This is a genomic window from Bradyrhizobium diazoefficiens USDA 110 (genome assembly GCF_000011365.1).
In the GTDB taxonomy this organism is placed as follows: Bacteria; Pseudomonadota; Alphaproteobacteria; order Rhizobiales; family Xanthobacteraceae; genus Bradyrhizobium; species Bradyrhizobium diazoefficiens.
The window spans coordinates 157,839-180,596 of sequence record NC_004463.1 but is presented as its reverse complement, the minus strand read 5'-3'; the positions used below and the strand labels follow the sequence as shown (position 1 = coordinate 180,596).

Below are 22,758 nucleotides of genomic sequence, written 5' to 3'. Positions count from 1 at the left end.
GGAATCTCGAGATTCCGGGTTCGGCTCTTTGAGCCGCCCCGGAATGACCGAGCTAATTTTCCCCCGGCGCCTGCGCGTGGATGGCGAGCGCGTGCACGCTGCCGGAGAGTTCCGCGGCCAGCGCCGCATTTATCATGCGGTGGCGATCGACCCGGCTCTTCCCTTTGAAGGCTTGAGACACAATATAAACGCGAAAGTGCGTCTCGCCGCTGGGCCGATGGCCGGCATGGCCCTCATGCAGATGTGACTCGTCGACAACCTGCAGGCTTTCCGGCGTGAAAGCTTCCTGCAACTTGTTGCTGATAATGTCGCTCATAACCATGTGTGTGCCATTCAGGTGCAGAGGTCGCACTCCGTTATTTGCCGGGTTCGCAGCTAATTGCAATGTCAAGACTTGAAGGTTTTTGCATTGCGTAGTCAAAGTCAGCCATGCCGATCGATTCATCAAAGTTCTTCGACTCCATCCGCGTCAAGCCGCGGGGCAAGCAGCCCGAGGTGAAGCCGCGCGACACCGCGGTCGCGTGCGAATGGGCCGGATGCCAGAACAAGGGCGCACACCGCGCGCCGAAGGGGCGTGAGAACCAGCGCGAGTACTGGCACTTCTGCCTCAATCACGTGCGCGAGTACAACCAGAACTACAATTTCTTCTCCGGCATGAATGCCGACGCCGTCGCGCGCTACCAGAAGGATGCGCTGACCGGCCACCGCCCGACCTGGAAGATGGGCGCCAATGGCGGCAAGAAGGGTGCGGAAGCCGATATCGACATGGCGTCCGATCCGTTCAGCATGTTCAGCGAGATCAATGGCCGCGCCAACTGGCGGAAGGGTCCGGACGCCCAGCCCAAGGCCGAGACGCGCAAGGTGATGAACGCCGAGCGCAAGGCGCTCCAGGTCATGGGCCTCGGCCCCAGTGCCACGCTCGCCGACGTCAAGAGCAAGTACAAGGCGCTGGTGAAGCAGCACCACCCCGACGCCAACGGCGGCGACCGCTCGACCGAAGACCGCCTGATCGAGATCATCAAGGCGTATAATTATCTGAAGACGGTGGTGCGGGAGGCGTAGGGCCTCTTGCGGTCGTCGTCCTCCGAGAGTCTGACGGTCGCAGCCAAACTCTCGATGTCGTCCCGGCGAAGGCCGGGACCCATAACCCCAGGGAGTGGTTTGGCGAAGACTCGCAGTGAAGACGTCTTCCCGCGGTACTCCCACCTCCCACTATCGATAGATCACGCGGTATGGGTCCCGGCCTTCGCCGGGACGACGACGGAGTGAACCACTCCGTCGTCATCATTCCGTTCAAAGCTACTGGCCCTAGGCCTCCGGCACCGCCCCCACATAAGACGAGCTCGGCCTGATCAGCCGCCCGGTGCGCTGCTGCTCGCGCGCATGCGCGGTCCAGCCGGCGGCGCGCGCCACCGCGAAGATCGGCGTGAACGCCTGCCTTGGAATCGCCAGCGCATCGAGCAGGATCGCGGTGAAGAACTCCACATTCGTCTCCAGCGGCCGGTCCGGGTTCTTCTTGCGCAGCGCTGCGCGGATATAGGCCTCGACCTCGCCGGCAAACGGCAGGTCGGCGCCGTTGGAGGCCAGGGCCTCGATCGCGGTCTTCAGCACGTCGGCGCGCGGATCGCGCACGCGATAGACGCGATGACCAAAACCCATCATCCGCTCGCCGCGTGCGAGCGCGGCATCCACCCAGGGCTGGATCCGCTCGCGCGAGCCGATCGCATCGAGCATTTCCAGCACCGGCTCCGGTGCGCCGCCATGCAAGGGACCGGTCAGTGCGCAATAGCCGGCGGTGACGGCTGCGAACAGATCGGCCTGGGTCGAGGCCACCACGCGCGTGGTGAAGGTCGAGGCGTTCATGCCGTGGTCGCAGACGGTGACGAGATAGGCATCCAGCGCCGTGACCTCGCGCGTTGCCGGCGCGCGCCCATGCAGCATGCGCAGCGTGTCGGCGGCGTGGCTCGCGCTTGGATCGGGCGCGACCGGATCGAGCCCCTTGGCGCGCCGGACCAGCGCGCCTGATATCACCGGAAAGGCGCCGACGATGGTCGCCTCATGCTCCAGCCCGTGCTCGGCGCGAAGGCCCGCGACGGCCGCGCGAAACCCGTCGACGATTCCCATGCCGTGCGTCGCCGGCAGCAGCTCGGCGAGCCGCGCGAAGGCGCGTTCGCGTGCGGCGCCCAGGCTCGCCCGCACATTGGCCTCGCTCAGCGAGGTCTTGCTGGCGCCGTTCCAGAGCCGGGCGGTGACGCCCTCAAAGCTCGATTTGGCGGCCAGCCGGCCGACATGCTCGCCGGCGATGATCAGCTCGCCGCGCTCGCCGTCGACATGGCTCAGCACGGTCTCGGCCGCGGGAACGCCGTCCAGCCCGATCTGACTTTTGGTGAGGTGGATGTTCATGGCCCAAATCTCCTGTTCTACGCAGGTCAAAAGTCGGGCCTCTCGACAGATTGATCAATCTTGATTACATAAATCAATATGAAAAATTCTGATGAGCTCTACCTCTCCGCCCGGGAGGCGGCCGCCGAACTCGCGATCTCGCCGGCCACGCTCTACGCCTATGTCAGCCGCGGCCTGATCCGCTCCGAGCCGACGCCGGATTCGCGCAAGAACCGCTACCGCGCCGAGGACGTCCGCGCCCTGAAGGAGCGCCGGGTGCCGTCGCCGGAGCCGCGCGGGCTGCGCAGCTTCGATGCCGACTTGCCGGTCATGGACACGGAGATCTCGACCATCACCGAGGAGGGCGCGATCTATCGGGGCGTCAATTGCGTCGACCTCGCCGAGAACGACACGCTGGAGCACACGGCGACGCTGCTCTGGGACGTTTCCGGCGTCGATCCGTTTGCGCCTGACAATCAGCCCGAGATATCCGAGGAGATGCGCACGATCGCAGGCGCCGCGCGCCGCGCTGCGCCGATCGACCGCGCCATCGCCGTGCTGGCGCTCGCCGCGAGCGCCGATCCCCGCGCCTTCACCCGCGCTCCCGATGGCCGCGCCATGGTCGGCGCGCGCATCGTCCGCCTGCTGGTTGCGACCATGCTCAATGCGGAAGCCTCGGCCGAGCCGCTGCACCAGCAGGTCGCGCGCGTCTGGGCGGCGGACAACAAGCACGCGCCCGATCTGATCCGCCGCGCGCTCGTTCTGCTCGCCGATCATGAACTGAACGCCTCGACCTTCACCGCGCGCTGCGCGGCCTCGACCGGCCTCAATCTCTACGACGCCGTCATCGCCGGCCTCGCCGCGCTGAAGGGACCCAAGCATGGCGGCGCCGGCGTGCTGGCTTCGCAACTGGTGAAAACGCTGGTCGACCGCGATGTCGCTCCCGTGGTGCGCGAACGCGTCGCGCTCGGCGAGCGCTTCGCCGGCTTCGGCCATGGCGTCTACAAGCGCGGCGATCCCCGCGCGCAATCGCTGCTGAATGCGCTGTCGCGCGCCGGCGCGCCGCGCAAATTCACGCGCGAAGTGCCGGAGCGGATCGCCGAGGCGACCGGCGAATTCGTCAATATCGACTATGCGCTCGCCGTCCTCGTGCATGCCCTGCGCCTGCCTGCAGGCAGCGAGCTCGCGCTGTTTGCGATGGCCCGCAGCGTCGGCTGGATTGCGCACGCCAGCGAGCAATTGCAGTTCGGCAAGCTGATCCGCCCGCGCGCGCGGTACGTTGGACCCGCGCCGGGGCGGCGGACGGGCGGGTCCTAACCTCTCCCGCTTGCGGGAGAGGTCGCTCCGGAGGCGCGGGTGAGGGCTCCCTCCTCTTGGGGGTTCTCGATTGTGGATGCACCCTCCCCCCCAACCCTCCCCCGCAAGCGGGGGAGGGAGCGCACCTCCGTCCGCCGTGGCAGCCAAAGCTAATCAGACCCGCGGCTTGGCCGCCGCGACACCACCACCGCTCCGCCGACGATAGATCCAAACCGTCACGCTCAGCATGATCGCACCGCCGATCACGGCGAGCATCCAGATATGCTTGCCGACGTGCTCATGGTGCGGCAGCCCGGCATATTCGTGCAGGGCCGACACCGCCAGCACGCCCGGCAGCACATGCGCGGGGGCCCAGACCAGGATCGCCGGGATGTTGATCGCGTAGAAGCGGGCAGGGGGCATCCCAAGCGCGCCGGCCGTGACCGGGACAAATGCGCGGATCGGCGGCACGAAGCGGGCAAAGAACACGGCCCAGGTGCCGAAGCGGTGGAAGAAGCTTTCGCTCTCCTCGACCACGCGCGGATAATTGGTCAGCGGCCAGGTGTTGAGGATCTCGCGCTGCTGCCGGTGCCCGATCCAGTAGGCCGAGCCGTCACCCAGCACGGCCCCGAGCGCGGCCGCCAGCAGCACCCAGCCGAGTTTCAGCTCGCCGCCCGGGATCAGGGCGCTGAGCGCCAGGATAATGGTCGAGCCCGGGACCACCGATCCCACCACCGGAACGGCTTCCAGAAGCGCTGCCAGGAACAGGGTCAGATAAGCCAGCCACGCGTGGGCCGAGACGAAAGCGATGAAGGGATCGAGGAATGACGTCACGTCGTCTTTCGTGGTGGGAGGGGTTACGTCGGTCCAGACCCTACATAAGTAAGGAGAAGCGGTAAAAGTGCCACTCGCGTGGGCAGGCCAGCTGGCCCGCCCGAAATTCGAGCGTGATTCGCAGGGCAGCCTTCCAAAAATCGCGTTCCTTGCCTATCTAAATGAAAAGACAACGGAACTTTGATTGGAGGGCGGGCTTCTGCCCGCACGTTGTCTCTGATAGGTTCGCAAACGCACCCAGCCGCAGCCACCGTGCAATAACTGGTCTCGGGATCGCCCGGGGCCTCGGAGGATTGATGACGACCGCCGCCATGTCCAAAGTTGAGGAAGTTTCCGGTTTGCCCGACATGAAGGTGTCGGTGCGCCAGGTGTTCGGGATCGACAGCGATCTCGAAGTGCCGGCCTATTCCGAAGTCGATCCTCATGTGCCTGAAGTTGATTCCGACTACCGCTTCGACCGCGCCACCACGCTCGCCATTCTCGCCGGCTTCGCCCGCAATCGCCGCGTGATGGTGACCGGCTATCACGGTACCGGCAAATCCACCCATATCGAGCAGGTCGCCGCCCGCCTGAACTGGCCCTGCGTGCGCGTCAACCTCGACAGCCACATCAGCCGTATCGACCTCGTCGGCAAGGACTCGATCGTGGTCCGCGACGGCAAGCAGGTCACCGAATTCCGCGACGGCATCCTGCCCTGGGCGCTCCAGCACAACGTCGCGCTGGTGTTCGACGAATACGACGCCGGCCGTCCGGACGTGATGTTCGTGATCCAGCGCGTGCTGGAAGTCTCCGGCCGCCTGACGCTCCTGGATCAGAACAAGGTGATCAAGCCGCATCCGTCCTTCCGGCTGTTTGCGACCGCCAACACGGTCGGCCTTGGCGACACCTCGGGCCTCTATCACGGCACCCAGCAGATCAACCAGGGCCAGATGGACCGCTGGTCGATCGTCACTACGCTGAACTATCTCAGCCACGACGAGGAAGTGGAGATCGTGCTGGCGAAGGCCAAGCACTATCGCACCCAGGAAGGTCGCGACATCGTCAACAAGATGGTGCGCCTCGCCGATCTCACCCGCAACGCGTTCGCCAATGGCGATCTGTCGACGGTGATGAGCCCGCGCACGGTGATCACCTGGGCGGAAAACGCCGACATCTTCGGCGATATCGGTTTCGCCTTCCGCGTCACCTTCCTCAACAAGTGCGACGAGCTCGAGCGTCCCCTGGTCGCCGAGTTCTACCAGCGCTGCTTCAATGCGGAGCTGCCGGAATCGGCAGTCAACGTGGCGCTCAGCTGACCCATGGCCACCATCACCGTCGAGCGCACCATTGGGACGACCAAGAAGGCTGTGCTCGCCGGGCTCGGCGCCTATAACGACGAGCACTTTGGGAAGCAGAAGGTCAGGAGCATCGCGGTCTCACTGAAGGACCGCCGCAAGATCGTCGGCGGCATCGTCGGGCATCTCTGGGCCACGGTTCTGTTCATCCAGTACTTCTGGATCGACCAGAAGCAGCGCGGCAAGGGTTTTGGGACGAAGCTGATCGCGGCGATCGAGGATGAGGCGAGACGGCATGGCGCGATCCAGGCCTATGTCGACACGATGAGTTTCCAGGCGCCGGGCTTCTATCGTTCCTGCGGGTACGAGGAATTCGGCACTCTCAAGGGCTATCCCGGCGGCGTGACGCGCCATTCGTTTACGAAGTCGCTATGAGCACATCATCATCCAATTCCAAATTCCGTAACAGCAAGGAAGCGCCGACCGAGCCGTTCAAGCGCTCGGTCGCCTCCTGCCTGAAGGCGATCGCGAAATCGCCCGAGCTCGAGGTCTCCTTTGCCGCCGAGCGGCCGGGCCTTGCGCCCGGCAAGGCACGGCTGCCCGAGCCGGCGCGCAAGATGACCAAGCGCGACGCCGCCATCGTGCGCGGCCACGCCGATTCCATCGCGCTGAAGCTCGCCTGTCACGATCCGAAGCTGCATCGCAAGCTGATGCCGGGCAATCCGCAGGCACGCGGCGTGTTCGAGGCGGTCGAGCAGGCGAGGGTGGAGGCGATCGGCGCGCGCCGCATGGCGGGCGTTGCGAAAAACCTCACCGCGATGCTCGACGACCATTTCCATCGCGGCAAGTTCGACGAGATCACCGACCGCGCCGATGCGCCGCTGGCCGATGCGCTGGCGATGCTGGTGCGCGAGCGCCTGACCGGCATGGCGCCGCCGACGGCTGCGAAGAAGATGGTCGATCTCTGGCGGCCGATTCTCGAAGACAAGATCGGCAAGCGCCTCGACCGGCTCGACGGCGTGGTCGAGGACCAGACCAGGTTCGGCGACGCCGTGCATGACCTCTTGTCGGCGCTCGAGCTCGGCGACGAGCGCAACGCCGACAGCGAAGAGAATGACGACGACGACGAAAACCGCGACGGCGACAACGACCAGTCCGGCGCCGAGGGCTCGCCCGATTCCGATGCCGCCCAGGAGATGAGCGCCGACCAGGCGCAGGCGTCGAGCGAGGAGATGAGCGAGAGCGCGATGGAAAGCGCGCAGGCCTCGACGTCAGACACGTTCGACGACGGCGAGCTCGGCGACGACGAGACTCCGGGCGAGGCGACGCGTCCGAACGCGCACGGCAAGAACGAGCCGCGCGGGCCCGAATACCACGCCTTCGCGCCGAAATTCGACGAAGTCATCGCGGCTGAAGACCTCTGCGACCATGACGAGCTGGAGCGCCTGCGCGCCTATCTCGACAAGCAGCTGGCGCATCTGCAAGGCATCGTCGCCCGCCTCGCCAACCGGCTGCAGCGCAAGCTGATGGCGCAGCAGAACCGCGCCTGGGAGTTCGATCTCGAAGAGGGCATCCTCGACCCCGCGCGGCTGTCGCGCGTGGTGACCGATCCCTATCACCCGCTGTCCTTCATGCACGAGAAGGAGGCGACGTTCCGCGACACCGTGGTGACGCTGCTGCTCGACAATTCCGGCTCGATGCGCGGCCGCCCGATCACGGTGGCGGCGACCTGCGCCGACATCCTCGCCCGCACGCTGGAGCGTTGCGGCGTCAAGGTCGAGATTCTCGGCTTCACCACGCGCGCCTGGAAGGGCGGGCAATCGCGTGAAGCGTGGCTTGCCGCCGGCAAGCCGGCCAATCCCGGCCGTCTCAACGATCTCCGCCACATCATCTACAAGTCCGCCGACGCGCCCTGGCGCCGTGCGCGGAAGAACCTCGGCCTGATGATGCGCGAGGGTCTGCTGAAAGAGAACATCGACGGCGAGGCGCTGGATTGGGCGCACAAGCGCCTGCTCGGCCGGCCCGAGCAGCGCAAGATCCTGATGATGATCTCGGACGGCGCGCCGGTCGACGATTCCACGCTGTCGGTCAACGCCGGCAACTATCTCGAGCGGCACCTGCGCCACATCATCGAGGAGATCGAGACCCGCTCGCCGGTCGAGCTGATCGCGATCGGCATCGGCCATGACGTCACGCGCTACTATCGCCGCGCAGTGACGATCGTGGACGCCGAGGAGCTCGGCGGCGCCATCACCGAGAAGCTTGCCGAGCTGTTCAGCGAGACGGCGACCGCACCGCAGCCCTCGGCAAGCCGTCCGCGCCGCAAACTGCATTCGTGAGCACGCTTCGATCCCGCCGCAGCTTCCTTGGCCACGCGGCGGCGGGATTTTCCACTTTCGCACTGTCCCGATTTGCGCAGGCGCAAGCCACGACCGAGCCGCCGCCGCGGCCGCTCCAGGTCGAGCGCGCCGTCGCCGAGCCCGTCAGCATCGAGGTCAACGCGCGGCCGATCCCGAATTTCGAGCCGCGCGACCGCTCGCGCACGCGCTTCGGTTCGCTGGAGTATCGCAGCGGCCTGGTGCTGACCTCGCCCTATCGCGGCTTCGGCGGCCTGTCCGGCATCCGGCTGGATGCGAAAGGCGAACGTTTCCTTGCGGTCTCCGACCAGGGCGGCTGGTTCACCGGGGCCATCCGCTATTCCGGCAGCAGGATGGCCGGGCTCGACGACGTCGAGGCCGCGCCGCTGCTCAATGCGGAGGGACGGCCGATCACGGAAAAGCGCCTCTGGTGGGATTCGGAGTCGCTGACGCGCGACGGCAACGTCGTCTATGTCGGGCTCGAGCGCGTCAACCAGATCCTGCGCTACGATTTTTCGAAAGGCGGCACGCGCGCCCGCGGCGAGGTGATCCAGGTGCCGCCCGCGTTGCGCAAGCTGCCGCACAACAAGGGGCTCGAGGGGCTGGTCTTCGTCCCGAAGGGCCAGCCGCTCGCCGGCACCCTGATCGCCTTCTCCGAGCGCGGGCTGGACGCCGACGGCAATCTGGTCGCGTTCCTGATCGGCGGCCCCACGCCCGGCCAGTTCAGCGTCCGCCGCACCGAGAAGTTCGACATCAGCGACGCGGTGCTCTTGCCGTCGGGCGAGCTGCTCATCCTCGAACGCAAATTCTCCTGGTTCACCGGCGTCGACATCCGCATCCGCTCGATTCCCCTGAAATCGATCGCGCCGGGCGCGGTGGTCGACGGCCCTGCCTTGTTCAAGGCCGATCTCGGCCAGGAGATCGACAACATGGAAGGCATCGACGCCCACGTCACGCCCGAGGGCGACACCGTGCTGACGCTGGTCTCGGACGACAATTTTTCAATGCTCCAGCGTACGCTGCTGCTCCAGTTCACGCTGGTTGAGTGAAGTCATCGTTGAACGCGGTGGCTTTTGGCCGCGACAAAACATCATGCAACTCCGCCGCGCCATCGCAGCCCTGCTCTTCGTCGTGCTTGCCGGCCTGCCGCAGGCGCGCGCCACGGCCGAGCACACCTATGCGAAGGGCGAGTACGGCATCATCTCGGGCGGGTGGGCGCCGAACAAGCGGCTCGCCATCGCCGTCCATGGTGAGGGCGACGGCGCGCATGATAAATTTCACGCCTATCTGATGGCGGAGCCGGGTCATCGCCGGCTGATGACGCTCGACAACGTCAACGACGACAACATCCTCGACACCGCGCCGGATGCGTTCCACGCCGCCTGGTCGGCCGACTCGCGCTACGTCGCCGTCACCTTCCGCAGCGAGCGCCACATCGTCACGCTGAACCTCTACGCCGTCGACGGCCGCCGCGCGCGCCTCGTCGATGCGCCGGACCTGTTCCGCGACGCGACCGGCCGCAGCATCGATCGCAAGACCGACGGCGATATGCGCACATCGGTACCCGCGCTGACATGGCAGGCACCGCGCCGTTTCCATCTCACCGACTACCGCGTGTTCGTCCTCGACGGCACCGCGCTCGCGGACAAGCTCGGCCCGCTCGGCAAGGCGACGGCGATGAAGGATGGCCGCACCACGATCCAGTTTTCCGCCGAGGCCGACGGCGAGCTGCTGCCCGACGGCCGCATCCGCATGGGCAAGCCCAGGGCGGGCCAGTTCGAGGAGCTGGAGTAGGGCGGCGGCTGAGTTGATGTCGCGATCCCGTGATCATATGACGCGCGCAATGCATGCCGCCACGGGCGGGCATGTCTGCCGTGCGGCTAGCAATCCGGCATCCGCTCACTACACTTCCATGATTGCCCTCCATCCCCCGGAACTCCCTGCATGAGCGCCCTGTTTTCCCCGATCAAGCTGCGCGGCCTGACCTTGAAGAACCGCGTCGTGGTGTCGCCGATGTGCCAGTATTCGGCCGAGGACGGCGTTCCGACCGACTGGCACTTCACCCACATCAACAATCTTTCGCTCTCGGGCGCGTCGATGTTCTGCATCGAGGCGACCCATGTGGAAGCGATCGGCCGCATCACGCCGGGCTGCCTCGGGCTCTACAGCGACGCCGCCGAAGCCGCGCTGAAGCAGATCCTCGCCTCCGTGCGCAAGCATTCCACGACCGCGGTCGCGATGCAGCTCGCCCATGCCGGCCGCAAGGCCTCCAGCGCGCGGCCCTGGGACGGCGGCCAGCTGATCCCGGTCAGTGAAGGCGGCTGGCAGACGGTGGCCCCAAGCGCGCTGCCGCACAAGGAGGGCGAGGCCGCGCCGCTCGCGCTCGATGCCGCGGGCCTGACGCGCATCCGCGAGGCCTTCGTCGAGGCTGCGAAACGCGCGGAGCGGATCGGCATCGACGCCATCGAGCTGCACGGCGCGCACGGCTATCTCCTGCATCAGTTCCTGTCGCCGATCTCGAACCGGCGTACCGACGAATATGGCGGCAGCCTGCAAAACCGCATGCGCTTCCCGCTCGAGGTATACGACGCGGTGCGCGCCGTGTTCCCGCACGACAAGCCGATCGGCATGCGGGTGTCGTCGACCGACTGGGTCGAGGGCGGCTGGGATCTGGCGCAGACCATCGAATTCGCCAGCGCGCTGAAGGCGCGCGGCATCGACTGGATCGATGCCTCCTCCGGCGGCGTCTCGCCGCTGCAGAAGATTCCGCTCGGCCCCGGCTATCAGGTGCACTTCGCAGACGCCATCCGCCGCGAGACGGGACTGCCCACCATCGCCGTCGGCATGATCTCCGATGCCAAGCACGCCGAGGAGATCGTCGCCTCCGGCAAGGCCGACATGGTCGCGCTCGGCCGCGGCATGCTCTACGACCCGCGCTGGGGCTGGCACGCCGCTGCCGAGCTCGGCGGCGAGGTCGAAGCTCCGCCGCAATACTGGCGCTCGCAGCCGTCGACGCAGAAGGCGCTGTTCGGCAAGACGACGTTCGGGGCAAGGTAGGGGACGCGTGCGAGGCGCGAGGACCGCGGCATAACCACAGGGAGTAACTCGATAGGTTTAAGTTGCGCGATCGCAGCTGCCTCCTCACGCATCCGTAACATCCCTCGGCTTCCACCTCCCGCAAAACTGGCCTAACCTTCGCACGTTCAACGCCTCACGGAGGCCCGCCATGCGTTATCCTGTCCGCAAAGCTGCTCACATCTTCGAGCGCGTGGGCCTTGCGATGGCAGGCGCGGCGTGCGGACTGTTCGTCGGCGCCTATGTGGGGTCGGCAATCCCCGTGCTCACCACGCAGGGTTTCCTGCTGCTGATGATGGCGCTCGGTGCGGTCGGCTTCTATCTCGGCATCGACACGCCGCAGCTGCCCTTCGACGAGGCGCACAGCGCCATCGACGCCGCGGAATTCTTGAGCTCGGCCGGGACGCTCTGCGCCACGCTCACCGCGCTCGCCTCCGTCGCCGTCATCGTGCTGCGGCTCGATCCGCACCTGGCCTGGACCTGGCTCTCTCTGTTCGGCTGGGTCGGCGGCGTCGCCATGCAGATCGTCGCCGGCGCGAAGGCCAGGATGCGGAAGTAGGCAAAGCCGTCGCCGCAAATTCCGGTGTCGTCCTGGCGAAAGCCAGGACCCATTACCCCAGGGAGAAGTTTGGCGGAGACTCGTTGTCCGGTACGCCTACCATCCACAACCGATAGATTCCGCGGTATGGGTCCTGGCTTTCGCCAGGACGACGATCGAGCGAGGGGCTACGGAAGAGAGCCAAAGAGGCGGCTCGCGCCTCAAAACACCACGCCGACTCGCGAGCCGCGCTTCCAGGCGATGCGGCAGCGCTTCTTGGTGTTGACGTGCAGCAGCTCGAACCTGTCGGGGATGCTCACCTGGCCGCCGAGATCGACGCAGGCCCCGCCGGGCGAATAGTCGATCAGCGTGCAGGGGATCACCGGCGCGCGCGGGTCGGTGATGATCTTGGCCTGGCGGGACACCAGCCCTGCGGGCTTTACACGGGCGAACTTTCGCGGATGCATTGGCACATCTCCTCCAATTCCGCGGATAGCGCGGGTGGTCTCTTCCCAATGATCGACGGGAGTTGATGCGATCCGACTAAGGTGGGCGCGAGAATTTTAATGAAAAGTAGCGGCGAATGGCGAAAGCGGCGGTAGCGGGGTGCGACGGCGTTGCCCCACGCTCCGCCGTCGGCGCCAGCTCCATCTCACCCCGTCACCATCTCATCCGTCTCCGCCGCGGCCCCCACATGCGGCGGCACCGGCATCGGCACCGTCTCGTACGTCTTCGGCAGATTCACCGGCCGGTAGTCCGGCTCCACCGCCATCCGCTTCACCACGCTCTCGTGCACATGCGCGCCTTCGGGGATCAGGCGCGGCTCGCAATCGGGGATGTAGAAGCCGAGAAACACCTTTCGCTCCGGCCACTCCTTGTACTTCGCGCTCTTCGGCAAATATTCCAGCAGCCGCCAGGCCGCCGTCATCGAATTGTGCAATTCGCCGGTCTTGCCGGTGTAGGCGGGCGGCACGTACTGGAACGGGGAGTTCTTGCGATGGACGCCCCAGGCGAGCTGGTTCACGGTGCGCGGGTTGAAGTTCAGCCCGGCCTTTCCCGCCTCGTCGATCATCCAGATCAGCGGATATTTCGACTCGCCGCTCTGGGCCTCCGGATAGCCGCCGCCGACGTCGCTGTGCACGCCGGCGAACCACACCTGCATGATGTCCTGAGGCTCCTTCTTGTCGTCGGGCACGAAGCGGTTGCTCCAATATTCCTGCGGCTCCCGCCATTGCTTGAGGCGGAACATGCAGCGCCGCTCGTCGATCGCGATCGCCTGCCGAAAGATCTTCACGCTCGGATTGCGCAGCGTGAAGGCGAGCTCCTCGAAGCTCGGCCAGTACAGCCGGTCGGGACGCGGCACGATCACGCTCGCCACGGTGTCCCACACCCCGATGAAATGGATGGTCGGCCAGCGCGAGGAGGTGATGCGCGCGAACTGCGCGGCGAGGTCGAACTTGTCCTGCGGCAGCGGCCCGTCGTCGTCGGAGCCGACGTCCTTGAGGTCCGCGATGTCGTTGCCGCGCCCCGAGCCGGAATATTGCTTGTAGGCGACGAGGCCCGAGCCTGCGAGGTTCGCCTGCTCCGGCGAGATCAGCCCGACCTTGTGGATCAGCCCCGCCAGCACGCGCACGGTATAGGCGCCGCGCGAGAAGCCGAACAGGTAGATCTTGTCACCCGGCGCGTAATGCTCGACCAGGAAGCAATAGGCCGACAGCACGTTGTCATCGAGCCCGTAGCCGGTGGCGAGCCCCAGCACCAGATTGACGTTGGCCTTGAGGCGGTGCCACGTCGTCGGCTCCGTCACCGTGCCGACGCCGGGATCGTAGAACACCATCTGCCGCGGCTGCGTCTTGTCGGTCTTGCGCAGGCAGCGATAGAGCTTGAGGACGTTGGAGATGTTCTCGCTGATCTCGTTGCCGGTGCCGTCACAGCAGATGACGAGGTGCTTCGGCTCGGTCTTCGGTTCGGTTCTGCGCTCGTGCTCCACAGGTCGGCCCCTCCCGGCAATGCTACCGGGGCGAGTATAGCAAAAAAGCGCGACGGCGAGGAGACGGTGGTGGTTGCCGCAGCGAAGGTGCGCTCCCTCGCCCCGCTTGCGGGGAGAGGGGGAGTCTCCGCAAGGGAGCTGAGAGCTGGACTCGCGGAGAGTCCCCCTCACCCGGTATTTGCTGCGCAAATCCCGGCCTCTCCCCGCAGCGGGGAGAGGCGAAAGAAGCCCTACTTCTTCTTCGCCGGTCCGAAATCCGGCTGCCAAGCCGCGTCCTTGCGGCTCGGGGCCGCGGCGATCACCTTGGTCTTGTCCTTCTTCGGCTTCTTGGTTTCGCGGTTGCCGCGTTGCTGTCCCTTGGCCATGGCGTCGGTCTCCTGTGGGGGTTTGAGTTCGTCCAGTTCGTCGGATTGCAGCACGCGTCCGCGCGGCGTGCAGACGCGCACGTCCATGTAGCCCTCGCGCAGCAGCTTCCGTGCCAGCCGCAGCGCGACGGTGGCGCTGCCGCGGCCGAGATTGGAACCGCCATATTCGTTGGTGCCGCTGACGAGATAGGGCACGCGCATTGTCCTAGCCATTGAGGATGGCCGCCGCGCAGACCAGGAGCAGAAGGAACAGCGCGACGTCGACCTGTGGAACGATCCATTCCGGGACGCGAAACCGCGACATCGCACGCTCCTGCCAGAGCAGGGCAACACCATGCTCCGCTAACTGGTCCTACGGCGGGAGCGCACGTGACCCTCAGTCACCGGTCGATGCCGTTGCAGGAAGTGCGGTGATGGGAGCGAGCCTACGCCTGCCCTACGCCAATAGCGAGGACTAAAACGCAGCCCGCAGCCCGCAGCCCGCAGCCCGCAGCCCGCAGCCCGCGGCCCCGGCCGCGCGCGGCGCGGCGACGATAGTGCTGGCTATATCCGCCCAGGGAGCGCATGCTTGTCACAGCCGGCGTCGGTTGGGGCTTCGCTCGCAGGAAGGCAGGCGTCCATGACCATCCGTTCGCGACGAGAAACCGTCACCTTCAGGCATCCGTTCCGCATCAACGGCATCGACCGGTTGCTGCCCGCGGGCAGCTATGACGTCGTCACCGACGAAGAGATGATCGAGGGCCTGTCGTTCCCGTGCTGGCGCCGCATCGCCACCATGATCACGGTGCCTGCCGAAAGCGGGGGCGCCGGCATGACGGAAATGTTGTCGATCGGCTCGGTCGACCTCGCGGACGCGCAGGCCGCGGACGCGCAGGCCGCGCCGGCGAGCGTCGCCCAGAGGGTCGCCCATGACTGACGTCCCGGTGGATCTCGACAGGCATCGCGGCATGGCCGCCCAGAAGGCGACCGACCTGCGCCGCGCGCTGGCCGAGGTCGAGAACAATGTCCGGGAGCTGCGCGAGCGCGAGGCCGATCTCGAGAACCGCCTGATGACCGTGCCCGCCACCTCGTGGCCCGAGGCCGCGGTGAAGGCGCGCTATCTGCTCAACCTCTATGCCGCCAGCCTCTCCACCGAGGACTCGCGCCACCGCGCGCTGGTGACGGCGCTGTTCGACGATTTCGCCAGGCTCAGTGGCGACAGCTGAGGCTCAGTGGCGGCAATTGAAGGCCGGCCGGAGCGCCGCAGCGGCAGTGCGCATCTGGAACACAGCCGTCGTCCTGGCGAAAGCCAGGACCCATAACCACCGAACCGAGTTATTGTGAACGAACGCGGCCACAGCGTGCCTCCACAACGCTGACCGGGATAATGGGTCCTGGCTCCCGTGCGCAATTGCGCACCAGGCCGGGACGACGTCGGAGAATTCGCGGGCCGCGGCGGCATCGAAGCCCCGCGGCGACCGCCAAGGTGCAATCGCGTAAGGGAGTAAGCCATGACACTCACGAGCAGCCGCTTCGTCGGCTACGAACAGGACCGCGGCATCGTCCAGTTCCTGATGCAGGACGGATCGAAGGAGATCGCCTGCGCGATCTCGACCTCCGCGATGGACTATCTCGAGCGCGGCCCGCAGGCGAGGCCCGAGCAGCGCGAAGCCCAGTTCACCCGCCTGCGCGACCGCATCGAAGCCCGCGCCGCGAGCAAGTACCGCGCGACCGAGTTCGAGGGCACGCCGCCGGGGATCGTGCTGCGGAGCATTGATTTTCGGGGGTAGGGGAGGCGGGCTACCGCGGCTGCGACTTGTCCGTCTTGCGCAGGCAGCGATGGAGCTTCGGGACGTTGGAGATGTTCTTCGGGATCTCGTTGCCGATGCCGTCACGCCCCATGGCCGCATCGTCTGTTGACATTAACCGTCTGTTAACCATGCGGTTGCCTAATGTTGACGATGGGGGATCACCATGTCGGCCCATGTGACGCGACCGAGGTTGATGCCTGTTTCGGCCGATCCGGCCATCCGGTCGGTGGCGAGGCTGGCGGTTCGCGCCAAGGCTGTCCTACAGGGCAAAGCGCCTGTCCCACGGAGCAAAGCCATGTTCGGAAAGGACGACTTAGTGGACAATCTCAGCCGCGATCTCGATCGCGCGCGCGGAAGACGAGATGCGCTTGCATCCGAAGCCACGACCCTGACGGCCCAGATCGCCGAAATTGAAGCCCGTCTTTCGGAGGAAAAGAAAAGGCGTGAGCGTGAGCGCGTCTTGAGCGAGGTCGAAGCGATCAAGACGCGAATCAAGCAAGCCGCCGGCGCGTTTGCGCCTGTCGTCGATGGTCTCTCGAGGGCGATCGAGCAGGCTGCGGCGGTTGTGCCCGAAGCGCGCGAGCTCAATAGTTTCCTGGTGTCGGTGGCGACCGAGATCGACAGCGTGCTCGATCCCCTGCTCCGCGAACTGGATCAGCGCGCGGATGCGGTGCGAACCGGACAGGCAGCGCTGGACCTGCCGAGTTCGGCCATTGAAGCGCCGCCCATCGAGCTGCCAAAGGACACCAACGAGCGCCTGCTTCGTTTTCCGGCGTGGCTGTCCCGCGACAGGGAGACGGACAAGAAGGACACCGCCGAGAGCCCGCGCAGCACGGCGGCTTGAAACATCGGCGCGCTGCGCACGCTCTACGCCGTCATTCCGGGGCGCGCCTCTTGGCGCGAACCCGGAATCCATCCCTCAACACGCACTGCGGCCAAATGGATCCTCAGGTGCGCAATTGCGCATCCTAGCTCGCGACTTCGTCGCGCCCCGGGATGACGAGCTGTTGTTGGGCTCGCTGGTTGCCGAGCAGGTAACTCCCCCGCTCGCCACCGCTCAGTTGGCGGCGCGGCGCAGGAAGGCCGGGATATCGAGAGCGGCCTCGTCGGGCAGATTGCGCGCAGGGGCGCGGCCGTAAGGATCGAGCGGCTGAAGCGCCGCCTGCGGCGCATAGTCCAGACCCGGCCTTGCCGGTGGCCCCACGGGGTGGTGCGGCTGCGGGCGGAGCGGCGGGCTTGCCGCTTGCGGAAGGGGAGCACTGCGCTCGATGCGATCGGCGATGCGACGGCCGTCGTTGCGCAGCCTGCCGGCGAGCTGGGTGAGGGCGGTTTCCACCGGTAGCGCCTGCTGCGCCGGATCGAGATTATCGATTCCGGTCGCAACCACCGAGACGCGGACGATGCCTTCGAGGCTTTCGTCAAACGACGCGCCGACGATGATGTTGGCGTCCGGATCGGCCTCGTCGCGAATGCGGGTCGCGGCTTCGTCGACCTCGTACAGCATGAGATCCCTGCCGCCGGTGATGGAGATGATGAGGCCACTGGCACGCTTGATCGAGGGATTCTCGATCAGCGGATTGGAGATCGCGGCCACGGCGGCGGCGAGCACGCGCTTCTCGCCGGAAGCCTCGCCCCGTCCCATCATCGCCTTGCCCTTCTCCTTCATGACGGAGAGGACGTCGGCAAAATCGAGATTGATCAGACCTTCCTTGACGATGAGGTCGCTGATGCAGGCCACGCCCGAATAGAGCACCTGGTCGGCAAGGGCGAAGGCATCGGCGAACGTGGTCTTCTCGCTGGCCACCCGGAACAGGTTCTGGTTCGGGATGATCAAGAGGGTGTCGACCGTCTTCAGCAGCTCCTCGACGCCGGCTTCGGCAAAGCGCATGCGGCGCTGGCCCTCGAAGTAGAACGGCTTGGTGACCACGCCGATGGTGAGGATGCCGAGCTCGCGCGCGGTCCTGGCGATGATCGGTGCAGCCCCGGTGCCGGTGCCGCCGCCCATGCCGGCCGTCACGAACACCATGTGCGCGCCGGTCAGGTGCTCGCGGATCGTATCGATGACCTCCTCGGCTGCGGCGCGTCCCAATTCCGGCTGCGAGCCGGCGCCGAGGCCTGCGGTGACCGTTGTGCCGAGCTGGATGAGGCGCGTCGCCTTCGACATCGCCAGCGCCTGCGCGTCGGTGTTGGCGACCACGAACTCGACTCCTTGCAGCCCGGCCGTGATCATGTTGTTGACGGCATTGCCGCCGGCGCCGCCGACGCCGAAGACGACGATGCGGGCCTTCATTTCATGGATATCGGTATTGCTTGCCATTTTTCCCTCGCGATTGGTCCGGCAAGCCGGGGATTAAAGAAAGTCTCGAGTGCGCAAACAACAACTTGAAGCGACGATTCATCCTGATCTCATCGCGTTCTAGCCGCGCGGTCTGCTTGCACGATGGAGGCGGCCAGATGTCCCAATCGACGCGCGGCGTATCCCGCGATCGCCTCGCCAGGGCGGCGATCGTTCCGCAGCGCCGTCACTTCGTCTTCCAGTCGCGCCGCCCACGCATTGGCGGCCGTCGTCTCGGCGGCCGCCTGCGTCAGCTCGACGGCGAGGCGATCGGCACGCTCACGCTCGCGCTCGAACACGGCCCTGTAGGCGGCTGCGACGTCTTCGAGCCGCGCGATCTCCGCCTTGAAGGCCCCGATCTCTAGAGCGTTTTCGAGCGAAGTGGATACCGGTTCGCGTGAAGAAAACGCGTCAGAATAAGAATCTGGAGCCCCGTTCCGACTCCATCGGAACGGAAATGGCTCCAACGCCTCGATCTTTGTCATGGAGGCATCGACGGGGTCTGCCCGGCGGCCCTTTCGTGGGCGGGGCGTGTACCGGAGCGCGGAGAGATCAACGCTCACCAGGGCCTTGCCATCATCCGACCGCGAGCGCGGCAACCGGCGACGTCTCGCCAGCGAACGAGCGGCCTCGCGCGAGATCTTGAGGCGGGCACTGAGATTGGCATACGTCAACAACGCAACGCACATCGGCGCTTCTCCTGGAGCGAACCGGGAAGGCATTTCGAGCTAATGATGGCTGGACGATCACAGCAGGCTAGGGTGCATTGGTTAATGCATGGTTAACGCGCGCGCGGTGCTGGTTTACGGGTGGCGTCGCCGTGCCGGCCTTGGGATCGCAGGGCACCACTACCGCGGGTGACGATGAAGCCCAGCTATGGATGGTCTCCGTTGCCAGGTTCTCCCCAGATCCAACTCTCCATAACTCGTTTTTGGCTGGCGAGATCGAAATCGTTCGCCACGATTTCGTAAATGGTGGTCGAGCCATCTAATGGACTACCGAACGAAGGGTGCGGGCGGAGGTTGAACCAATGATTGATCTGAAAATGTCCGACGTTTTCCTGCCAAACAGCGTGCGTTACCTCTTTACGGCCGGTTTTTTTGAAGACTGAACGAGAGTAGTTCGCCAGCAGGTCTCCTTTCCCGAGCATCTTCTCAAAAAATTCCGACCTATAATCCGGGACCAATCGCATCAATTGGGTCCGGGCAACACGATGACCATCGGCGTGCTGCCCGGGGCGAACATCGTGAGGCAGTACGCGCAGGACTCGATTGATGACCACGCTATCGAGAACATCTCGCTCCTGATGGAGATCAGGGACAACGCGATCCACTTCCACAACGTGGGCCGAGACCTGCATAAGAGGGTGCAGGAGGTCGGCGCTGCCGCGCTGCGCAACTTCGCTTTCGCTGCAAGGAAATGGTTTGATTGCGACCTGTCACAGTACCAGTTCGCGCTGATGCCCGTCGCCTTCGAGACACCGGCCGGAGTCATACAGACGGTCTTCGGTGACGACACCAAAGGCGCCGCTGGCAAGCTCGCAAAGCTGTTGGCCGATCAGGAGCGGAAATTTCCCTTCGAGGCTGCCAAGCCCTTCAACGTCGGCGTGGAGGTCGAGCTGAGGTTCGTCCGGAACTCCAACGCGCAGGCGATGCCGGTCATCGTCTCCCCCAACGACCCCAATGCCATTCGGGTGACGTTGAGCGAGGAGGACATGCTGAAGCGCTACCCGTGGGACTACCGGACGCTCTGCAAGGCGCTACGGAAGACACCCGACTTCAAAGAGAACGAGCGATTTCACAAGCTGCGCAGACCCCTCGAGGACGATCCGCGGTTTTGTCGCGTCCGTCTGCTCGATCCACGGAACAAGAAAAGCTCAAAGCAGCGATTTTACAGCCCGGCCATCCTCGACGAGATCGTGAAGCACTATGTTTGAGGGGTTGCGGCGCGATCAAACAGTACGTTGTTCGAGCGAGAGATAGCCCTCGAACGCGAGGTAAGATGCCGACCTCGGCCGCGATCTGCCAGCAACGCTCCGCTCGTCGCCAGCACTTCGCCATTCGAATCCCTAAAACAAAAACGGCCGGATCTCTCGATCCGGCCGCTACACAAACTCTACTGGCTAAGCCTACGCCACGCGACGCAACTTAGCCCCCGCCCAACTCGAAAATTCGCTTAGCTGGCCTTCTTGACCGGCGCGGTGACGCCGACCTTCTTCTGGATGGCGCGCTTCAGCTCGAGGGCGCGCGGCGACAGGGCGTCGGCGCTGGCCTTGAGCAGGAAGGCGTCCAGGCCGCCATTGTGATCCACGCTCTTCACCGCGTTGGTGGAGACGCGCAGGCGCACGTTGCGCTCCAGGGCTTCGCTGATGAACGTCACGTTGACGAGGTTCGGCAGGAAGCGGCGCTTGGTCTTGATGTTGGAGTGGCTGACCTTGTGGCCGACGAGGGGGCCCTTGGCCGTCAGTTCGCAGCGGCGAGACATGTCACAAATCCTCAATCTAAGCCCCCAACGACTTGCGGCCGCCATTCGGGGCGCCACGGGGGCAAATTCTCTGTCCTTGCAGGGAGCGGCGGACGTATAGGGGGGAAGCGGCGGGACGTCAAGTTTTTGGGGCGGGATTCATGCCCGGCGCCATGCCCACAATAGGTGTCATCGCCCGGCTTGGCCGGGCGATCCAGTATTCCGTGCCGGCGCGGCCGGAGTCGAGGGGCCGCGGCGTACTGGATGCCCCGGTCAAGCCGGGGCATGACAGGGGAATAAGCGGCAAGAGCTTACCACCCTCGATCACCAAAACGGCAATGTTTGAAGTGCCTTACCATCACATAAAGGGCGTATTCGCCCCCGAAGTATCAGGTGGAGTTCCGCGCTTGTTGCGCCCGAACACATTGTTTGCCGCGGTTTTTGGCTTAAGTAACAACCGTCGCGCCCCGATTGGATCGTTTCGTGCCCATTTCCTCCCGATTTGCGCCCAAGCCGCGTATCGCCAGCCCGCGGTCTGCCGCCCGGTTGGCCATGGCGGCCCTGTGCGGGCTGGTCTTCGCCTGGGAGGCGAAGCCGGCCGCCGCGCAAGGCAAGCTCGAGGCGCAGTATGAGGCGACGCTGGCAGGCATTCCGGTCGGCAGGGGCGCCTGGAACATCGACATCCAGGACGACGTGTTTGCCGCGGCCGCCTCCGGCGGCACCACGGGGCTCTTGAAGTCGTTCGCGGGCGGGTCCGGCACCGGCGCCTCGCAGGGCCGGGTCGTCAACGGCGCGCTGGTTGCGACCGGCTACCAGGCCTCCACCACCACCTCGAAGAAGACCGAAGAGATCCACATCACGCTCGACAAGGGCAATGTGAAGGAGTTCGGCATCGTGCCGGAGCCGCCGGTCGACCCTGATCGTATCGTCGTCACCGAGGCGCATCGCCGCGGCGTCTGGGATCCGATGACGGCCTCGCTGTTGCGCGTGCCCGGCACCGGCGATCCTGTCACGCCGGACGCCTGCCACAACGCAGCGCCGGTGTTCGACGGCCGCATGCGCTACGACTTAAAACTCGATTTCAAGCGCATGGAGACCGTGAAGGCGGAGAAGGGCTATCGCGGCCCGGTCGTGGTCTGCGCGCTCTATTTCGTGCCTGTCGCCGGCTACATCCCCGACCGCCCCGTGATCAAATACCTCGCCGCCCAGCGCAACATCGAGATCGCCTTCGCCCCGGTCGCCGGCACGCGCATCCTGGTTCCGTTCTGGCTGAAAGTGCCGACGCCGCTCGGCCCCGCGATGCTCGAAGCCACCAGCTTCATCACATCCGCCCAGCCGCCGCGGGTCGCGAAGACGCAGTAAAGGCCGCGCCATACGGGCTACCATTCCTCCGTCATTCCTGGGCGCGCCACTTGGCGCGAACCCGGAATCCATGGTGAGGCGAACCTTGCGGCCTGATAGATTCCGGGTTCGCGACTGGCGTCGCGCCCCGGAATGACGAGCGGAGCGATTCGGCACGCAGCTCCAACACCTTACCCGCCGTCACCCCGCCCTTCGCCCGCGCGCCGTTTCTACTGTGCATGGGGTTGTTTTCGCAGTTTTTGTTTTGGCGCCCTCGATCCGTGAATCCATTTGACTCCTCCCCGATTCTGATTCGACTCCGCGCCGTCCCCAATTTTAAGGAACCCGCCATCGAAACGTCGCTTGTGCGGCAGCCCAAAACTCCATCTAGTGCAATCAAACACAGGGTGCCGCGACATGTTGCGTGAACGTAACAGGACTCAACAGGGAGTCAGCGATTCGGCCGCGATTCGTTCTAGAGTCGTTCCGAAGCTTAAGGACACAGGGAAAAGCGTCGCAAAGTGAGACAGTTGCGCGAGGTTCGGGCGGCTTCTTCTTCTCCCTCGCCCCGTTCTTACGGGGAGAGGGTTGGGGTGAGGGGCTGCTTCCACGGAATAGGTGATAGCTGGTTCGTGGAGAGTCCCCCTCACCCGGATCGCTTCGCGATCCGACCTCTCCCCGCAAGCGGGGCGAGGTGACCTCCAAGCGCATCGCGCCT

At 65.4% G+C, this 22,758-nt stretch carries 26 protein-coding genes; 15 read left to right on the top strand and 11 right to left on the bottom strand.

Features of this window, described 5'->3' with window-relative positions; all coding sequences use genetic code 11:
* Positions 1–52: 52 nt before the first annotated feature.
* Positions 53–322: a BolA family protein gene (locus BJA_RS00920; protein WP_011083017.1), complete on the bottom strand. Its 270-nt coding sequence runs from the start codon at positions 320–322 to the stop codon at positions 53–55.
* Positions 323–429: 107 nt separating this feature from the next.
* On the opposite strand from BJA_RS00920, the gene BJA_RS00915 reads away from it, so the two are divergent.
* Entirely contained in the window at positions 430–1,062 is a 633-nt protein-coding gene (locus BJA_RS00915; protein ID WP_011083016.1) for a J domain-containing protein, read from the top strand.
* Positions 1,063–1,308: 246 nt separating this feature from the next.
* On the opposite strand, the gene BJA_RS00910 is transcribed toward BJA_RS00915, so the two are convergent.
* Positions 1,309–2,403 carry a citrate synthase/methylcitrate synthase gene (locus tag BJA_RS00910; protein WP_011083015.1) on the bottom strand — a complete coding sequence of 365 codons (1,095 nt, stop codon included), beginning with the start codon at positions 2,401–2,403 and terminating at the stop codon, positions 1,309–1,311.
* Positions 2,404–2,481: 78 nt separating this feature from the next.
* Here BJA_RS00910 and BJA_RS00905 point away from each other — a divergent pair, with 78 nt between their 5' ends.
* Positions 2,482–3,699, top strand: a complete 1,218-nt coding sequence (locus tag BJA_RS00905) for a citrate synthase family protein (protein WP_011083014.1) — start codon at positions 2,482–2,484, stop codon at positions 3,697–3,699.
* Positions 3,700–3,852: 153 nt separating this feature from the next.
* Here BJA_RS00905 and BJA_RS00900 read toward each other — a convergent pair whose 3' ends face one another.
* Positions 3,853–4,512, bottom strand: coding sequence for a DedA family protein (locus tag BJA_RS00900; RefSeq protein ID WP_011083013.1), 660 nt, complete (start codon positions 4,510–4,512; stop codon positions 3,853–3,855).
* Between the two features lie 311 nt (positions 4,513–4,823).
* On the opposite strand from BJA_RS00900, the gene cobS reads away from it, so the two are divergent.
* From cobS to BJA_RS00865, 7 genes are all read left to right on the top strand, one after another.
* Complete coding sequence (gene cobS, locus BJA_RS00895) at positions 4,824–5,807, top strand: cobaltochelatase subunit CobS (protein WP_370139181.1); 984 nt, start codon at positions 4,824–4,826, stop codon at positions 5,805–5,807.
* 3 nt (positions 5,808–5,810) lie between these two features.
* Entirely contained in the window at positions 5,811–6,221 is a 411-nt protein-coding gene (locus BJA_RS00890; protein ID WP_011083011.1) for a GNAT family N-acetyltransferase, read from the top strand.
* A complete protein-coding gene (gene cobT / locus BJA_RS00885) occupies positions 6,218–8,125 on the top strand; it encodes a cobaltochelatase subunit CobT (RefSeq protein WP_011083010.1) in 1,908 nt (635 codons plus the stop codon). The genes BJA_RS00890 and cobT overlap by 4 nt, the downstream gene beginning before the upstream one ends.
* Entirely contained in the window at positions 8,122–9,192 is a 1,071-nt protein-coding gene (locus BJA_RS00880) for an esterase-like activity of phytase family protein (RefSeq protein ID WP_011083009.1), read from the top strand. The genes cobT and BJA_RS00880 overlap by 4 nt, the downstream gene beginning before the upstream one ends.
* Before the next feature lie 43 nt (positions 9,193–9,235).
* Positions 9,236–9,937, top strand: coding sequence for a hypothetical protein (locus BJA_RS00875; protein ID WP_011083008.1), 702 nt, complete (start codon positions 9,236–9,238; stop codon positions 9,935–9,937).
* A 150-nt stretch (positions 9,938–10,087) separates the two neighbouring features.
* Complete coding sequence (locus tag BJA_RS00870) at positions 10,088–11,200, top strand: NADH:flavin oxidoreductase/NADH oxidase (RefSeq protein ID WP_011083007.1); 1,113 nt, start codon at positions 10,088–10,090, stop codon at positions 11,198–11,200.
* 169 nt (positions 11,201–11,369) lie between these two features.
* A complete protein-coding gene (locus BJA_RS00865) occupies positions 11,370–11,777 on the top strand; it encodes a hypothetical protein (protein WP_011083006.1) in 408 nt (135 codons plus the stop codon).
* Positions 11,778–11,977: 200 nt separating this feature from the next.
* On the opposite strand, the gene BJA_RS00860 is transcribed toward BJA_RS00865, so the two are convergent.
* The 3 genes from BJA_RS00860 to BJA_RS42575 all read right to left on the bottom strand — a co-directional run bounded on the left by BJA_RS00860 (position 11,978) and on the right by BJA_RS42575 (position 14,324).
* Positions 11,978–12,223, bottom strand: a complete 246-nt coding sequence (locus BJA_RS00860) for a PilZ domain-containing protein (protein ID WP_028175824.1) — start codon at positions 12,221–12,223, stop codon at positions 11,978–11,980.
* Between the two features lie 185 nt (positions 12,224–12,408).
* Entirely contained in the window at positions 12,409–13,746 is a 1,338-nt protein-coding gene (locus tag BJA_RS00855) for a DUF2235 domain-containing protein (protein WP_028175825.1), read from the bottom strand.
* A 230-nt stretch (positions 13,747–13,976) separates the two neighbouring features.
* The gene (locus BJA_RS42575; protein WP_193373140.1) at positions 13,977–14,324 is read right to left on the bottom strand and encodes a hypothetical protein; all 348 of its coding nucleotides are present in this window, start codon (positions 14,322–14,324) and stop codon (positions 13,977–13,979) included.
* Between the two features lie 406 nt (positions 14,325–14,730).
* Here BJA_RS42575 and BJA_RS00845 point away from each other — a divergent pair, with 406 nt between their 5' ends.
* The 3 genes from BJA_RS00845 to BJA_RS00835 all read left to right on the top strand — a co-directional run bounded on the left by BJA_RS00845 (position 14,731) and on the right by BJA_RS00835 (position 15,880).
* The gene (locus BJA_RS00845) at positions 14,731–15,027 is read left to right on the top strand and encodes a hypothetical protein (protein ID WP_011083002.1); all 297 of its coding nucleotides are present in this window, start codon (positions 14,731–14,733) and stop codon (positions 15,025–15,027) included.
* Positions 15,020–15,316 carry a hypothetical protein gene (locus BJA_RS00840; protein WP_011083001.1) on the top strand — a complete coding sequence of 99 codons (297 nt, stop codon included), beginning with the start codon at positions 15,020–15,022 and terminating at the stop codon, positions 15,314–15,316. Before BJA_RS00845 ends, BJA_RS00840 begins: the two co-directional genes overlap by 8 nt.
* A gap of 285 nt (positions 15,317–15,601) precedes the next feature.
* Positions 15,602–15,880: a DUF1488 domain-containing protein gene (locus BJA_RS00835; RefSeq protein WP_011083000.1), complete on the top strand. Its 279-nt coding sequence runs from the start codon at positions 15,602–15,604 to the stop codon at positions 15,878–15,880.
* A 10-nt stretch (positions 15,881–15,890) separates the two neighbouring features.
* Here BJA_RS00835 and BJA_RS43530 read toward each other — a convergent pair whose 3' ends face one another.
* Complete coding sequence (locus tag BJA_RS43530) at positions 15,891–16,013, bottom strand: hypothetical protein (protein ID WP_256380412.1); 123 nt, start codon at positions 16,011–16,013, stop codon at positions 15,891–15,893.
* Positions 16,014–16,196: 183 nt separating this feature from the next.
* Between BJA_RS43530 and BJA_RS00830 the strand changes: the two genes are divergently transcribed.
* On the top strand, positions 16,197–16,745 hold the full coding sequence (locus BJA_RS00830) for a hypothetical protein (RefSeq protein WP_236842158.1): 549 nt from the start codon (positions 16,197–16,199) through the stop codon (positions 16,743–16,745).
* Between the two features lie 213 nt (positions 16,746–16,958).
* On the opposite strand, the gene ftsZ is transcribed toward BJA_RS00830, so the two are convergent.
* From ftsZ to BJA_RS00815, 3 genes are all read right to left on the bottom strand, one after another.
* Positions 16,959–18,218 (bottom strand): cell division protein FtsZ, encoded by a 1,260-nt coding sequence (gene ftsZ, locus BJA_RS00825; RefSeq protein WP_011082998.1) that lies wholly within the window; start codon positions 18,216–18,218, stop codon positions 16,959–16,961.
* A gap of 89 nt (positions 18,219–18,307) precedes the next feature.
* The gene (locus tag BJA_RS00820) at positions 18,308–18,925 is read right to left on the bottom strand and encodes a hypothetical protein (RefSeq protein ID WP_162494183.1); all 618 of its coding nucleotides are present in this window, start codon (positions 18,923–18,925) and stop codon (positions 18,308–18,310) included.
* A 185-nt stretch (positions 18,926–19,110) separates the two neighbouring features.
* Positions 19,111–19,428, bottom strand: a complete 318-nt coding sequence (locus BJA_RS00815; protein WP_011082996.1) for a hypothetical protein — start codon at positions 19,426–19,428, stop codon at positions 19,111–19,113.
* 21 nt (positions 19,429–19,449) lie between these two features.
* On the opposite strand from BJA_RS00815, the gene BJA_RS00810 reads away from it, so the two are divergent.
* Complete coding sequence (locus BJA_RS00810; protein ID WP_011082995.1) at positions 19,450–20,172, top strand: DUF3644 domain-containing protein; 723 nt, start codon at positions 19,450–19,452, stop codon at positions 20,170–20,172.
* Positions 20,173–20,411: 239 nt separating this feature from the next.
* Here BJA_RS00810 and rpmB read toward each other — a convergent pair whose 3' ends face one another.
* Positions 20,412–20,720 (bottom strand): 50S ribosomal protein L28, encoded by a 309-nt coding sequence (gene rpmB, locus BJA_RS00805; RefSeq protein ID WP_011082994.1) that lies wholly within the window; start codon positions 20,718–20,720, stop codon positions 20,412–20,414.
* Positions 20,721–21,251: 531 nt separating this feature from the next.
* Here rpmB and BJA_RS00800 point away from each other — a divergent pair.
* Positions 21,252–22,061, top strand: coding sequence for a DUF3108 domain-containing protein (locus BJA_RS00800; RefSeq protein WP_038966645.1), 810 nt, complete (start codon positions 21,252–21,254; stop codon positions 22,059–22,061).
* Positions 22,062–22,758: the final 697 nt, after the last annotated feature.